This is a genomic window from Desulfomicrobium apsheronum (assembly GCF_900114115.1).
In the GTDB taxonomy this organism is placed as follows: domain Bacteria; phylum Desulfobacterota; class Desulfovibrionia; order Desulfovibrionales; family Desulfomicrobiaceae; genus Desulfomicrobium; species Desulfomicrobium apsheronum.
The window spans coordinates 1-15,263 of the sequence record NZ_FORX01000013.1; the positions used below are offsets into that span (position 1 = coordinate 1).

A 15,263-nucleotide genomic window follows, 5' to 3' on the forward strand; every position below is an offset into this window, starting at 1 on the left:
GCTTCAATGAGGCCGGGGCATCGGAGCCCCGGAAATGAGATGTCTCGTCAGCCAAGAATCCACGAGCCTCGAAAGGCTGATTTTCGAGCGTCCATCTGAAGGAACCGGCGGACCGGCCACGAAATCCATAAACAAATATTTCTGCATTCTCAACTTTATGATTTTCAAGGAACTGTCCCATTCGAGCGCCGACGGCATTTGAGACGCCACCTCACCTCTCGCGCTTCGACGGCGGGGTCAAACCACGATGGACTCCGTGGATACCGGTTTGAACGGCAACCCCAGGCTTTGGATTTTCGGCTTGATGGTCCCGGCAACCCCCAAGTCCATGATCAACACATGGTCCTCGTCATGCTTGATCTCCTGCTCCAACGCTCCGCGCAATCGCACCAAGCGCATTTTCGACAGCTGGCACTGAAATATGGAGAACTGCAGCCATTCACCATATCCCTTCATAATCTTGAACACCTTGCGCCATCTGCGGCCGCTGCGGATGTCGTAACTGACAATATACAGGTGCTCGTCCATGATCACCTCGTCATGAAGCAGGGATATTCGTTGATCTCCCCACTCAGATAACGCACCAGAAGTCTGGCCTGAACCTCAAGCAACCGCCTGTACGAAATGCGATACTTGAATATCGGATGCGTCACTTCCTGATTCATGCGGCGTTCAAAGGCGCGGATGAACGATTTGCGCCCCTTGTCGGTCAGATTGCAGCTGCCGGCCGCTTGGACGAAATCACCGGTCTGAACCTCACCGTTGTTGACGACGGTAATGACGACAGAGTCCGCAACGAGGGGGCGAAATGGCTCCATCATGTCCAGGGCGAGGGCCGGCCGCCCGAACCTGGGTTGGTGATAAAAACCCCGATACGGATCAAGGCCTACGGCCGACAGGGCTACGCTCAATTCGCGCACCAGCATGGCGTAGGCAAAGGAGAGCATGGCGTTGACCGGATCCTTGGGCGGTCTTCTGTTGCGGCTGACGAAGTCGAATCGCCACGAGTCGGGCCCATCCGATTTGAACATTGCCGCAAACAGGCCGAAGTACCGGCTCGCCGCCGTGCCCTCATGTCCGAGCAGACTTTCCAGATTCGATGCGGTCCGGGCCATGCGGACATCCCGCCCCAGCCCCTCCAGCGCATCCTTCGGAGCGCCCTCCCCCCGATGATTCCGGCGCAACAGGGTCCGGCTGTTCGCGATCTTGGCCGCCACCAGGGACCGCGCCAAGCCCAGACACATGGCCTGATCGAAACTCGCGCGGTATTGCGCCGTCCGCGTCTCAACGTTTCGGTGTCCGGTTCCAACGGTATGTCCAAGAAACCAACCGCCATAGCTCAGGTACGTGACCGGAATTTCCCTTCGGAAGCACTCGTGCAAGGCCGGCGTGGTCAGCATGGAGCTGCCGAACACGGCCAACTGGCTGACCTCTTCCAGACGCGCTTCGGCCACGATCTCCCTGTTTTCCTCCACCAACAGACGCATGCCGTTCTTGCGGATATACGCCTTGGGCGACTGCACATAGAGCGGCGAGGCCTGTTCCACTCCGGCGAAAATGGGACGGATCGCCATCTCCCTGCCCCGAAGGAAGCCGGTCTCGTCGGGGAGGCAGATGCCCACGAGTGAACAATGCGGACATTTCGGACTGTCAATCAACGGTTCCGGAGCCATGGCCTGCCCGGCCAGCAAGGCGAGTTCGGCTATGGATCTGCGGGTCAGGGCTTCGAGGTCATCGTCGAATTCCACCCGTACCCGCTCCTTGGATGCGACAAAATACAACACACCGCCGTCGCAGTGAAAACCATGTTCGCGGAGCAGGAGCCCTTGGGCGCACAGCTGCACCCGCTCCGGGTCATAGGCGCCCTTGGACGTGTGCGGACGTTTGCCGCGCTTGTAATCCACCGGGACGACATCGCTGCCCCTGCCTTCGACCAGATCCATCTTGGCCGTGATGCCGAGGGATTCGCTCGACAGACTCACGGACCGGGCATGGATGGTTTGCTCCTCAGTCAGCGGCTCGTGGAGCGGCTTGCCCGGAGTATCGACGCGTCTATGCTTGATGACGCCGTCCGTCGTGAATTCGTTGTGGGCGAATTCCGCCTGAACCCACATGAGATGGGCGAGTCGGGGGCAGTACACGTATTCGTTGAGCATGCGGACGGGGATGAGAGGTTGTTCGATCATATGTGTTTCCTGAATACGCAGAGAAGGTTTGACACGCGCTGCGAGCATGCGTACATGTTTTCTGTACAACTTAACGGGAGGAGTCCCATGCTGCAAACCACCTACACCGACGCCCGCGCCAATCTGGCCAGCCTGTGCGACGAGGTCACCGAAAACCAGGAAATCGTCGTCATCCGCCGCCGCAAGGGGAAAAGCGTGGCCATGATAGACGCGGCGGAGTTGCAAAGCCTGGTCGAAAGCGCGCACCTCATGCGCTCGCCCAAAAACGCCGAGCGCCTACTTGCGGCCCTGGACAGAGCCCTCAAGGGCCAGGGCGAGGCGTCGGACATCAACCGGCTGAAGACGGAGACGGGCCTTGCGGAATAAGGACCGGATAGCGGTCTTCCAGTCCGAGTTCCGCGAAGACCTGCGCCACTGGGTGCAGACCGACCGCCGCGTGGCCCTGCGCGTCCTGGAACTGGTCGAAGCCGTCATGCGCGACCCATTCCAGGGCATCGGCAAACCCGAACCCCTCAAATACCTCGCCCCCGGCGTCTGGTCCCGCCGCATCACACAGGAGCACCGGTTGGTGTATCTGGTGCGGGATGATCGGGTGGATTTTGTGCAGGGGCGGTATCATTATTGAAGGCAACAGCGCTCAATACAGAGGAGAAAACAAACCCAGACCAAAATGACTCCCGTAGCCCAAACAAATCGGACCACGAACCGGTTCATTGAACTGAATCCGAACCGAAAAACTGCAATCCACCGGCGGTTGAGGGCCGAATTTCCTTTTACGCGAAAAATGTCTTTGCCTGAGCAGTATGGGGTGACCACGCGGATCAAGCAGTTCTATTTCCACTGGAACAGGTAGCCCCCTCGAATCGCACTCTGCCATAATTTGCCCTTGCAAAGTGTTCCTGCCAGATTTTTTCAAATAACGTGGCGGTACAAAAGGCGTATGAGACATCCAATCGCAAGAGGGCTGGAGCCCCAGACGCATCTGTAAAGCTTCTCCATATTCGCCGGGAAGTCCGATAAGCTCTTCCACCTCACGGCAGGTTGCTGCTATGGCAATATGCAATGACTTCAAGCCTTTTGAGAAGGAATTACGCAGAGTTGCAAAAGCCCTTTCCGCCTGTGCGTCCAAACCCGCTGGAGCCCAGATTGTGAAGTGATCCAAGTGCCCATCATCATCCAGGTCAAGAGGTAGGATATGGGCATGCTCATGCATCCCTTTTAATGGTGAGGCGTTTTCATCACATCCAGACAGGACGGTGTGATGCTGGCCAATTTTGCCAAGCACGAGTTTGTGCAACCGTTCCCCATGAATGAGCGTGTGGACCACTGGCGGCAAGGCATGCTTGTTTCCCTGTGCCGTTGCCATGGCTAGAACTATGATTTTGACGGAAGGACTTGAACACGCCTTGGATGTGACCATGGGCTGAATCTGCAAGGCATCGCTCTTCCGCCAATACAGCACGCGTTTACTGCCAGGGGCTTGGATCCATCTGTACTGCTTCCAGTCCGCAGTATCCCAGTGCAGAGCGTCAAAAAGACTCTTAGGGTACGGCTTCATGGCCTTTTCCAGTGCAGATTGCCGTGCTTTCTGGATTTTCTTCTCTTCCTTTGATAGCTTTGGCTTGGTTTCATCAACAAAATCGAAATGCCGAATGACATCGTCACGGGCCTGATTTATCCAATTCTCATAATCGTCAAACGAAAGTGGCACGAAAACGGAAACCTGCTCCCAGCCAAATCCAGGAGCACTATCATTGGGATAACAATTTGGCATCCACATGACTGGACTGGTTTTTTCAAGACGAGCTTCAACCCAGCTTTCAGCACGCCCCAGATACCCAAGATGGTCGGCAAGCGCGGCGAGCAACTGAATTTCTTCCTCAGTCAACTCCACGTCCCAGCTTACAGCCAAGCACCCGGCGTCAATCTGCGCCCATGTATCGAAGACCAATGTGCGTTTTTCCGCACGGCCTTCATTCACAGGCATGTAATGCCGAGTATGAGCACCAGTCGCAGCAGGCAGCATATATGTAGGCATCACGCTGGCCAATTTTTCAAACAAAGAACGAACCGCGTCAGGAAGACTTTCGTAACTCCATCCGCATTTCGTGTACCCGACGCTAAGAAGCGCTCGTAGCAAACGCCAGGGTGACGGTGGCCATTCAATCAGCCCTTCGTTGACGTGATGCCCCCAAGGCGTGGCGTGGTAACGCCTGCCGGGGAAAGTCATAATTATTGTTGGCATGGCTAGTTCTCGTCAGGTTCAGTTTGCTCGCCGCCTGCGCTTTCACCTTTGTCTTTACCCTTTTTGAGTTCATCATTGAATGTGACGACTGTTATCTTCATGTTATCTTTGCATGCAGCAATGGCCTTAGTGAGTTCGCTTTCTATTTCTTCGACATTTGGTAGAATAAAACCGGATGGCTTTGTCGCCGCAATAACATCGTTCACAACTCGCAAATCACAAGCCGTGCGTAATCGAAGGTCGCTATTAAGCAAAACTCTAATTTTATACAAAGCAAGTGTGATCAAGAGCTTTGTGACATCTTCGCCAAGCCCATATCCACGGATCTGCGCTAAATCGACCTTTGCATATAGGGTAATAAAATCTGCAGTATATTCATCGCGTGCAAATGGAACGTTACCAAATCCACTTTTAGTATCTCCAGAAGGATTGACATGGTCATTTTTTACCCCACCAGATGCTGCAACCCGTACGCCGTCTGCTTCTATAAATGCCTCGACAGATCGAGATAAACGCAACCTTCCCCCTGCAAGTTCTTTCTTCGCCAAAAAGACACCGTGCAGAAGGGAACAAATATCATACTTGAGCAACAGCTTGGAAAGCTTGCTACGATTGATCGGGCCTGTTTCCAAGACATCCAATTCACTCTTGATTTGGTTAAAAAATGTTTTGTCGGAACCTTCGAGAATATATGGACTGTTGATACGATGAGATTCAAGAAGCGAGTCCGTCAAAAATTCTTCGCCTCGTTTAACGCGGATATGCGACAGGCCAAGCAAAGCTGTCTTCACATCATTTTTGGTTTCGTCCCAGATCGTCAATTCCAGTCTATTGGCCATGCTTTGTGCACTTTCAACAAGCAGCGACGGACCATATTTGGTTGAAAACGTGGCCGCACCCAAGGCAGGAAAGCCCGTAGGCTGGAAGCGATGCCCCTGCAGTGGTTCAAGGGGAATCGAGAACAGCAGACGATTCACGCCATCAAGAGCAGAAAGATCCAAAGTCATGACATGTACTCCTTATCAGATGAAGTGTTGGGATCAATTCGAGACACGAAATTTGCCAAGTAATTCTTTGATACCGGAAACGCCAAAGCCGCCGCCCAGAGTCGAGCTGTTTGTGGTGAAACAGTTGCAAATTGGGCAATTGTATGCACACCAGCTGCCCGCAGTCGCCTTTGGGCAATAGAGAATGCAGATGTTGCATCGCCGCTTTCCAGCCTTCGAATGATGGCCGGATCAGCTCCAACAACCTGACCATTCGGCAAGACCCAAGGACTGTGGGCAACTCGAATGGCTAGCCACGTATCACTAGGGTAGTCCAATGGAAACATTGAAATGGACGGATGAAATGCGTTCCACATGCGAAGATCTAACGCCATAAATGCACGAGCCAGCAACATCGTCCTTTGCAGGTCAACTTCTCCGGCCAGCACGCGGCACAAGTCCGCTGGTTGCGCTGAAGCGCCCCGCGTAGGAATCAGAGGAAAGAGCCGCCCACCGTTTTGTGCAGATTCGACCATGCGCCTCTTCATAACCGCGATGGCGTCATCAACAGCGTCCCGTCCAAATGCAACCACGTCAGGCTTCTTATCCAAACGGGGATTCATGGTATCACCGTTCGTGGCAAACCGTGTTTGCGTTTTGAGTGGCAACCAGTGGCGACGAACCCCATCAAAATTACTGGACGAATTTTGAAACGAACCTTGGAGAGCAAAGGCCAAAGCAAGCCTAAATTCTGGAGAATTATCATTGGCAGCACTGACCCATTCCGGCCGTAATGGCGGAATTGGGCCAGAATGAAAGCCATTTCCGGTTGCCATGACAGTTTCAAGATCCGTCATGGCGATAAGTACTTGCTGCCAGAGAGAGGGGTCTGATGGACGCGCAGATAGATCAAATAGTTTGTGTCCGAGATTCTGCTCAATTTGAAGCAATCTTGACGCAGCCTTTTTTTGGTGCGCATTCTTTCTTAATTTGGAAATCCAGTTGTTCTTTTCTAGGTCATCAGTGCATGCAAGGATGGGCAAATGTTTTTCAGGAACCCTATAGCGCCCCAATGGTACTGCAAAATGCGTCGCAAGATTATTTCTTTGAAGATATCCATAGCGGATAAATTCAGAGATTCCCTGACGAATTCCGCGGTCTGTGATCGCACGGACCATGGCCCATCCGTCGTCCGCTCTACGCCGTTTGGAAGCGGCCCTCCCTTCAACAAAAATATGAGCCAGCTCTTGGTAAGTCATGGGAGATGGCCAGAGTGGAAACCACTGCTCTCCATTTCCAGGAAGTTCTTTGCCCTTATTCATCTTTATTTCATCAATTCGCGATTCGCCAGCGTATCCATATGCTGATCCAGATATGTAAAATGGAGATGACATCCAGCGAACACTGTCAGTCGTATTCCTAGAAGTTATTCCAGAACGAATCAAACATGCGCCTTCAAAAGAAAGAAGAATGTCCCATGGATTAATGATTCCCTCAGGAACAAACTGTCCAACATTTTGATCCCAACTGCTATTACATAAGTTGTGCCCAAAAAGCACTTGCTCTAGGGAAGCGTCCAATTTTGGATCTAAAATACATTTTTTGATGGCGGCCATATAAGCAGAAGTATAGCTACCGCTCCCTTCATTTCCTCCTGTTCCAAAAATTGCAGGATGCATAATATCAATACGATCACCCGAACCGACTATTGATGATACCGTGTCCATCCAAAGAATTGATTTTCCACGAACAGAATTTCTTAGAGACAAAATAAATTTGCCTTTCAATTCATCTTTTGGCTTTTGTTCACCTGCAACATCCCGAATTATTTTTTGAATAAGAATTATTGTATTTCTGTATGTTTCGAAACGAGGCGAATCTGAAGCAACTATAGAATCGAGTACTTCACGTGCTGATTTTTCAGAACTTCCATTATAAAAACCAGATCTTCCTCCCCAAGGATTGAAAATTGGAGTCGGCTCATATTTTTCACGGAAAAATGAAATGATCGCATTCATATCAAACGTTGTTGAAATGGAAAAACAATTCCCTACCCACCAGCCTCGCACATTTATATCAAGCTGTTCAGCTAAAAGACGTAATATACCCAAAGCCTTCAAATAATTTATTAGAGGAGTAGGCGCACACCCATCAAGCTTATACACATGTATCATTGTCCACCTCCCAACAACGGATCCTTAATGACTCGTGTAGAAGCTCTTTGATCAGCAGCCCGCATAATCGCCTCCAACCAAGCCATGTTAAAGTGCCCGATGGTGACTAAAAGATTCAAAATTCTCTCAGTCCATCCAAGTCCAGTATGCGGATTCAAGCCAGCAGCAGACGGAGCCAGATCAAGGCAACATTCCCTCACTTCGGAAAGTTCTTGTTCCTTGGTGTAAAGAGGAATTGAAGGTAGGGTCGCCCCGTCCATAACACCCCGGATCCAAACTTTGCCGTCTTTGTGTTTTTGATCAGCGGGGCAGGGATGCCACACAAGGCGAATTTTGCCGTGATGAGCACAGACCAAATAGAGAAGCAGATTAAAATCCTCGGCATCCAAATCAAGAATTTCCCGTTCTATATCAGTTGGTGGCAGCTGTACCTCAGGCACAGGGGCGACAGTCATGCCCGCAGCATCAAGCAACTCTTTCCATGGTCCCAACAACGCCTCATGATTTTGATCATGCCGTTGGAGTATCGCAAACAAAGCGAGTGTGCTTGCCAGTTCATGCCGCAGGCCTCGCGGGCGCTGTCTTGTATTCCAGTATAATTTTGGAGCCTTAGCGATGTCAGTCCGGGCATGGAAGATACTATCCCTTGCGCGTTGAATCTGAAGCTGGAAGTCAGGATAGGCTTTTCCGATGTCATGAACTCGTCCAGCCAAGTGAAAGATATGGGCCAATTCTGAAACCAGCATTTGGGCAATATCACGGGCCTCTTCTGCGACCGCCAAGCTGTGACCAGCGATGGTTTGCCAGCCTGTTTGACTCAAAGAGTCATCATCCTGAGCAGAATCGGCCTTATTTGCATCCGTGACGGGTTGGCCTGCAAGCGAAACAACATGCTTCATTGATGCAGGAGACCACCCGCATGCTGTGTCGTAACCACCACAGTTCGCTGCAACCAGTACTGTTTGACCGGGATATAAGTATGTACTTCGAGCTGTCCGCCATACTCCCTCCTGCCAGTCCCAGACCCAGGCACGATTTCCAGCAGCAAGCCTTTGCGTTTTGCCGCACAACCATTCCCTGGCACGCATAAACGGCACGGCGCATAATTCTTTTCGTGTCGGTTGAATGCTATCGGCGGGTTGCTCTTTTGGAGGTATGTCTACCCAAAATACGTACAGATCCCGCTCATCACCCGAGCGGATGAAGCGACTGATGTCGATGTCGGCACCACTCAAATCCGGAGAAGTGTCAAATAACTCCTCGATTTCATGGCGGAGCAGGAGGTGTGACGGTTCGTAAGGATAAAGATCGCGAATATTGGCGTACGCTTCTTCAAATTCTTCGAGGCTCTTAGGTGACACGTCTTGAAGATCGCTCAAAGCTGTCCGAGCTGCGGCCAATTCTTCGGGACCATACGGCAGTGCCTTTTTGATATCGTCAGGTTTATCTGCGTTAAAATCTACAACAACAACCTGTGCTGCACCTCCCCAACGAGCGCAGCGTCCAAAACGCTGTACAAGACTGGACCAAGGTGCGAGTTCCGTGAAAAGCAGAGTCGATGACATATCCACGCCAGCTTCAATGACCTGAGTTGCCACAATGATGCGGTCCGTTCCGGGAGTGCAAGCAGCCTTATTCAAAAATTCTTCGCGCCATGATTCGCGTTCACTAGGACGAAAACGGCTGTGCACCAAACGAAGAGTTTCTGATGCGACGTTACCCAACAGCTCTTGGTATACCTCCACGGCTCGATCCACAGTGTTCATAACGACAAGCGTTGGCGCGCTTCTACTCTTATCGCGTTCAACATGTGCCTTGTGGACGCTTCTTGCCAGTTCCTTGGCTGATTTCATAGATATCGTGCGGCATGTTTTGCGAACATCCCAAAGGTTCCCGCTACGCTCAGGAGCAGGTATTGTTGATACTGGCATGCCCAGCATCAGATCTTTGGTATCCGGGCTGGTGCAAAACCAATCGGGTTGCAGCGTTGCGCTCATCCACCAGCTAAACGTCGGGCGCAACATTTTTGCTTCACAATCGTCATCGTTGCGAAATGCCTGAAGCTGAAAAGAAGTCGCCAAGCCGACATCCATGAGTTGCACTTCGTCCATGATCCAGAGTGTATCACTATTGAGAAGGCCGAATTCCATGGGCCATCGAGCTCGCGAAGCTGCATAGCCTCGGTTTAATGCGCGTGACAGAAGCATATCCTGCGTACCGATCAGCACGGCACATTCTTCGGGATAAAGCGCCCAATCGCCACAGTCTGTGCCGCCCATGAGCACGTGAACTCCGACCTTGCCCTCATGGGAACCAGTTCCATTCCAGTAAATGCCAAGACGTTTCAGAGCATTCCGAACTTCCATTTCCGTCTGTTCCACCAGAACACGCATTGGCAGACACCAGACCAAACGACATGGACAACTCCATTCTTCTTTCTCAAAACGATTCCACAACCACGCACCCAATACTCCGACTGTTTTCCCAAGGCCGGTAGGGATACGGATCAGGCGATTTCCAAAGGCATCATCTAGTGCCAATTTTATTTGCCACGACCAAGGATCAACTTGGTCGGAGCCGTACATTTTTTGAAAAAATTCTTTGAACTCCATGTGATATTCCACCTTGTATCGTTTGCTATTCGGTCACTGCGATGCTTTTGGATTCTCGCCCCCCCATCCCATACCTCCCCACCATCCCCCTCACCTTCTCCATCGCCTCTTCCCTGAGCCACTCCGGCTCCAGCACCTCGAAATCCGCTCCCCAGCGCATGGCCCACCACAGCACTTCCCTGGGTTCCGTCGCCCGTACCTCGTAGACCAGCGAGTCGTCGGGGTTGTCTGTCAGGAGCTGGCTGGGGTTGTGGTACTCCTCTCGGATGTACGGCGCCGCGAAGGGTGAAAACCAGATGCGTACGGTCTCTGGCTCGCGTTCGGTGGCGAAGACGCGAAACGAGCTCAGGCGGCGCTCGTGGTAGGCGTAGTCGCGGTTGTTGGTGAAGGTGATTTCCGTCAGCCGTGCCCGGCGGATGCGGCATGCCTTGAAGCATCGCACTGCCCTGCGACCCCAGTGGTAGCCGTCCAGGTACAGCGCCCCATCCAGTACGTAGAGCTGGTAGGGGTCGACCTCGAACTCCTCGGGCTCGGCATGCGGTTTGGCGTAGGAGACCGCAATCCGCCTACGCTCGGTGACCGCCCTGAACAGCGTGTCCACGACCTGGCCCCGGCCGCCGACGTGCGCCGGCATTTCCGGCCCGCTCAAGAGCGCCGAACAGGCGGCGGCGACCGAGGCCTCGTTCACGGCCAGGAGCTTGGTGGCCGCCTTTCTCGCCCGCGAGGCCAGGAAGGATTCCTGCAGACCGCCCAGCCGACCCATGGCCAGGATGATGGCCAGGCGCTCGTCAAGGGTCAGATCCGGCGCTGTCAGGAAGGCGTCCTTCTCGATGACGTGCCGACGGGCCTTCCTGTCGAAACGAAAATCCATCCCGAGCCCCTTGAGCAGCGCACAGTACCTGCCGTAGGTCGACGTCCCGACGCCGAGTTCCTGCCGAAGCTCGCCCGGTGATTTTCCTGGTGTCGCCTTGATGGCCATGTACAGATACAAAACCCGCTCCAGCTTCGAAGAATCAAAACCATTTGCTCCCATCTCCTCGCTCTCCGTCCGGTTTCGCGGCAAGCACAAAAAAACAGATCTTCCCAGGCAGTGGGGATGATCCGTAAATCACAATGCATCGACAATAAAATATTCCTGAATTTGTTGCCGAATACTGTAGGGAATAACAAGAACAAAATTATGTATGACACAACTACAATACATAATACGTATCTAATTGATTACGGCCTGATATACATACTTAAAAATATTTAATCATTTAAAACTAATAACATAAACAAGATTTGATAGTATACAACGTCACAGAAATTTATCCGAAAGTTACGCACAATGCGGACTCCCTCCAGAAAGACATTCAATCGGAATCATCGTATCCACGAGTTTATCAGCATACGCAATCAAATGCTTACGAATATCGACCAGTATTGAATCTCTATAATACCGATCAATACTTAGTATATTTTGTATAAAAATACGGACAATGCAGTACTGGCGGAGGATTTAGCCGATAAGTGGTCGTTCTATCAGGCAATCCTCGAAAGGACAGACAGGTCTTGCGGGAGGAAGCGAGTCTGATCGTGGAAACAAAAAAGACCCCCCTGGAAACGACTTCCAGGGGGGTACAAGGAGGGGGAGGGACTTCTTTTTTCTCTACTTCAGGACGCTCAAGGTGGCCTTGGCTATGGCCAGTTCCTCGTTAGTGGGGATAACGAGGATGGCGACCTTGCTTCCGTCCGCCTGCACTGCCGTCGCGACTTTCTTGCGACCGGCGTTGAGGGCGGGATCAATGCTGATGCCGAGATGTTCGAGATTCGCGCAGACGCGGGCGCGGACGATTTCGTCATTCTCGCCGATGCCGGCGGTGAAGACCAGGGCGTCCAGAGGACCGGTCACGGCGTAATAGGCGCCGATATATTTCTTGATGCGGTAGACGAACATGTCCACGGCCAGGGCGGCCTTCTTGTCGCCCTTATCCGCCGCGGAATGAATGTCGCGCATGTCGTTCATGCCGCAGATGCCCTTGAGGCCGCTCTGCTTGTTCAAAATGGAGTCAACCTCATCCATGGAGAGGCCCTTTTCCTTCATGAGGAAAGGCAGGATGGCGGGATCGATGTCGCCGCTGCGGGTGCCCATCATTACGCCGGCCAGAGGGGTCAGACCCATGGAGGTGTCGATGCACTTGCCGCCGCGCACGGCTGCCATGCTGCAGCCGTTGCCCAAGTGCAGAGTGACCAGGTTCACTTCGTCCTCGGCCTTGCCGAGCATGGCCGCCGCCTGCTGCGCGACATAGCGGTGCGAGGTGCCGTGGAATCCGTAACGGCGGATCTTGAGCTCTTCGTACAGCTCGTAGGGGATCGGATACATGAAGGCTTCGGCGGGCATGGTCTGGTGGAATTCCGTGTCGAACACGGCCACCTGCGGCACACCGGCGAAAAGCTCGCGGGCGACCTCGATGCCGACCAGGTTGGCCGGGTTGTGCAGAGGCGAAAGATGACAGTTCTCGCGGATCTTCTCCACCACGTCGTCATCGATGAGCGTGCTCTGAAACAGAGTCTCGCCGCCCTGAACGACACGATGCCCGATGGCGTTGATTTCGGCGGAAGAGGCGATGACGCCGGTGTCCGCGCCCGTGACCAGATCGACCACGGTGTGCATGGCCGCGCGATGGTCAGGGAAGGCCACTTCACGCTCGACCTCGGCCTCGCGATCCGTGCCCGGCCAGGACTTCTGGCTGACCTTGCCCATGGTGTCGCCGATGCGCTCGACCAGGCCGGTGGTCATGACCGCGCCGTTATCCATGTCCAGAAGCTGGTATTTGAGGGAAGAACTCCCTGAATTGACTACAAATATCTTCATAATATCCTCTCTATATTAAACCTTTTTCGGCCTGGGCCTGAATGGCCGTGATGGCCACGGTGTTGACGATATCGGCGACGGTGCAACCGCGGCTCAGGTCATTGACGGGCTTGTTGAGGCCCTGCAGGACCGGCCCGATGGCCACGGCGTTGGCGGCGCGCTGCACTGCCTTGTAGGTGTTGTTGCCGGTGTTCAGATCCGGGAAGATGAAGACCGTGGCCCGGCCGGCGACCTGGCTGCCCGGCAGCTTCTTGGCGCCGACTTCCGGATCGATGGCCGCGTCATACTGGAGCGGACCTTCAAGGAGCAGGTCCGGAGCCTTTTCGCGAGCGATGCGGGTGGCCTCGATGACCACGTCCACGTCTCCGCCCGCACCGGAATCGCCGGTGGAATAGGACAGCATGGCGACACGCGGTTCAACGCCGAAAATACGGGCCGTCTCGGCGGAGTTCATGGCGATCTCGGCCAGCTGCGGCGCGGTGGGATTGGGGTTCACGGCGCAGTCGCCGAAAACCAGCACGCGGTCTTTAAGACACATCAGGAACACGCTCGACACGATGGAAGCGCCGGGCTTGGTCTTGATGATCTGAAATGCGGGACGGATGGTATGGGCCGTGGTGTTGATGGCGCCGGAAACCATGCCGTCGGCCTGGCCCTTGAAGACCATCATGGTGCCGTAATAGGTCGGGTCGACCATGCAGTCGCAGGCCACTTCCTTGGAGACGCCCTTCTTCTTGCGCAGGTCCATGAAGGTGGAGACGTAATCGCCGTAGTCGGGGGAAGCGGCCGGATCGATGATGTTCACGCCGGTCAGGCTGAGTCCCAGCTGGGAAGTCATGGATGCGATGGCCTTGGGATCGCCAAGGATGGTCAAATCGACCACGCCGCGTCGCAGCAGGATGTCGGCGGCACGCAGGATGCGGTCATCGCCGCCTTCGGGCAGGACGATATGCTGCTTGTTGCGCTTGGCCTTTTCGATGAGACCGTACTCGAACATCTGCGGAGTGACCTTGGTCGATTTCCGGGTATCGAGACGCTGCCGAAGCTCGTCCGTGGCCACGTTCTCCTCGAACACGCCAAGGGCGGAAGCGATCTTCTTCTGATCGCCCGGCTCGATCTTGCCGTACATGTTGTACAGGCGGCGCGCGGTCTGGAAGGTGGCCTCCTTGCCGAGCAATACGGGCACGGGCACGCCGGTCCAGCCGTCGATGAGCCGGGCCACGCTCTTGCCGGGGGCGATGCCGCCGGTGAGCAGGATTCCGGAGATGTCGGGATATGAGGACGACTGCCGGGATGCCAGGCTGCTGACGATGATGTCCGAGCGGTCGCCAGGAGTGACCACCAGGCTGCCGCGCTCAATGTAATTGAGAAAATTTTCGATCTGCATGGCGGCAACGACGATGTCGTCGACCTGGGTGCCCAGATTTTCCTTGCCGTAAAGCACTTCCGCCCCAACCCACTTCATGACGTCGCCCACCGTGGGCTTGCCCAGAATGGCCACCTCGGGGATGATGTAGAGCAGCATGTCGGGCTTGTTCATGGACTTCTTGAGCGCGATGCGCAGGGCTTCGCGATCCGGGACGTCGGTGCGGTTTATGACCACGCCGAGAATGTCCACGGCCTTGTCGGCAAAAGATTCCACCGCAAGCTTGGTCGTGCTTATGATCTCGTGTTCGGTCTTCTGGCAGGCGTTGGAGATGACCAGAAGCGGGCTGCCCAGGTTGGCGGCGATGTCGGCGTTGATGTCGAACTCGAACGCGGGGCTGGTGCCCTCGAAATCCGTGCCTTCAAGCAGAACGAAATCGCACTTGCTCTCCAGCTCTTTATATTTATTGATGATTTTTTCGATCAGAAGAGAATGCTGACCCGCGTTGACCAGTTCCTTGGCCTGCTGCATGGTCAGGGCGTAGGTCTCGCTGTACTGCAGGCCCAGGTAGAACTGGGACAGTACGAGGTCGATGTCGTGGTCCTTGCGGTCAGGCACATCGTTGATGATGGGTCTGAAAAAACCGACACGCCGAATGTCGCGCAGGAGCATTTGCATGACGCCCAGAACGATGGCTGATTTTCCGCTTCGAGATTCCGTTGCCGTAATGTATAGATTTCTGGCCATAGTGCTTCCCTTGAAAGCCGGTTTCTTCTGGGACGCGCACCGTGAATGATTCGTGGCGACCCGTCAAATTGGTTGGTTACACAATCCGGT

12 protein-coding genes are annotated in these 15,263 nt (G+C 53.9%); 2 read left to right on the forward strand and 10 right to left on the reverse strand.

The annotated features are described in order from the left end of the window. The 3 genes from BMZ40_RS19805 to BMZ40_RS12205 all read right to left on the reverse strand — a co-directional run. Positions 1–181: hypothetical protein (locus tag BMZ40_RS19805; protein ID WP_218143769.1), on the reverse strand; the 181-nt coding region annotated here is incomplete at its 3' end. Between the two features lie 56 nt (positions 182–237). Beyond that, on the reverse strand, positions 238–528 hold the full coding sequence (gene cas2, locus BMZ40_RS12200) for a CRISPR-associated endonuclease Cas2 (protein WP_092376082.1): 291 nt from the start codon (positions 526–528) through the stop codon (positions 238–240). 2 nt (positions 529–530) lie between these two features. Continuing rightward, on the reverse strand, positions 531–2,186 hold the full coding sequence (locus BMZ40_RS12205; protein ID WP_092376085.1) for a CRISPR-associated endonuclease Cas4/Cas1: 1,656 nt from the start codon (positions 2,184–2,186) through the stop codon (positions 531–533). Between the two features lie 87 nt (positions 2,187–2,273). Between BMZ40_RS12205 and BMZ40_RS12210 the strand changes: the two genes are divergently transcribed. Continuing rightward, a complete protein-coding gene (locus BMZ40_RS12210) occupies positions 2,274–2,552 on the forward strand; it encodes a type II toxin-antitoxin system Phd/YefM family antitoxin (protein ID WP_092376088.1) in 279 nt (92 codons plus the stop codon). Continuing rightward, a complete protein-coding gene (locus tag BMZ40_RS12215; protein WP_092376090.1) occupies positions 2,542–2,811 on the forward strand; it encodes a Txe/YoeB family addiction module toxin in 270 nt (89 codons plus the stop codon). The genes BMZ40_RS12210 and BMZ40_RS12215 overlap by 11 nt, the downstream gene beginning before the upstream one ends. A gap of 12 nt (positions 2,812–2,823) precedes the next feature. Here the strand turns inward: BMZ40_RS12215 and csb2 are convergent, their stop codons facing one another. The 7 genes from csb2 to pta form a co-directional block, all read right to left on the reverse strand. Continuing rightward, the gene (gene csb2, locus BMZ40_RS12220; protein ID WP_092376093.1) at positions 2,824–4,431 is read right to left on the reverse strand and encodes a type I-G CRISPR-associated protein Csb2; all 1,608 of its coding nucleotides are present in this window, start codon (positions 4,429–4,431) and stop codon (positions 2,824–2,826) included. A gap of 2 nt (positions 4,432–4,433) precedes the next feature. Further along, positions 4,434–5,438 carry a type I-G CRISPR-associated RAMP protein Csb1/Cas7g gene (gene cas7g, locus BMZ40_RS12225; RefSeq protein ID WP_092376096.1) on the reverse strand — a complete coding sequence of 335 codons (1,005 nt, stop codon included), beginning with the start codon at positions 5,436–5,438 and terminating at the stop codon, positions 4,434–4,436. After that, positions 5,435–7,591, reverse strand: coding sequence for a type I-G CRISPR-associated protein Cas8g1/Csx17 (gene cas8g1, locus BMZ40_RS12230; protein WP_092376099.1), 2,157 nt, complete (start codon positions 7,589–7,591; stop codon positions 5,435–5,437). The genes cas7g and cas8g1 overlap by 4 nt, the downstream gene beginning before the upstream one ends. Then, positions 7,588–10,203, reverse strand: coding sequence for a CRISPR-associated helicase/endonuclease Cas3 (locus tag BMZ40_RS12235; protein WP_092376102.1), 2,616 nt, complete (start codon positions 10,201–10,203; stop codon positions 7,588–7,590). The genes cas8g1 and BMZ40_RS12235 overlap by 4 nt, the downstream gene beginning before the upstream one ends. Before the next feature lie 25 nt (positions 10,204–10,228). Further along, positions 10,229–11,236: a helix-turn-helix transcriptional regulator gene (locus tag BMZ40_RS12240; protein WP_092376105.1), complete on the reverse strand. Its 1,008-nt coding sequence runs from the start codon at positions 11,234–11,236 to the stop codon at positions 10,229–10,231. 618 nt (positions 11,237–11,854) lie between these two features. Further along, a complete protein-coding gene (locus BMZ40_RS12245; RefSeq protein WP_092376108.1) occupies positions 11,855–13,060 on the reverse strand; it encodes an acetate kinase in 1,206 nt (401 codons plus the stop codon). Positions 13,061–13,070: 10 nt separating this feature from the next. Next, the gene (gene pta / locus BMZ40_RS12250) at positions 13,071–15,173 is read right to left on the reverse strand and encodes a phosphate acetyltransferase (protein WP_092376111.1); all 2,103 of its coding nucleotides are present in this window, start codon (positions 15,171–15,173) and stop codon (positions 13,071–13,073) included. Positions 15,174–15,263 lie beyond the last annotated feature (90 nt).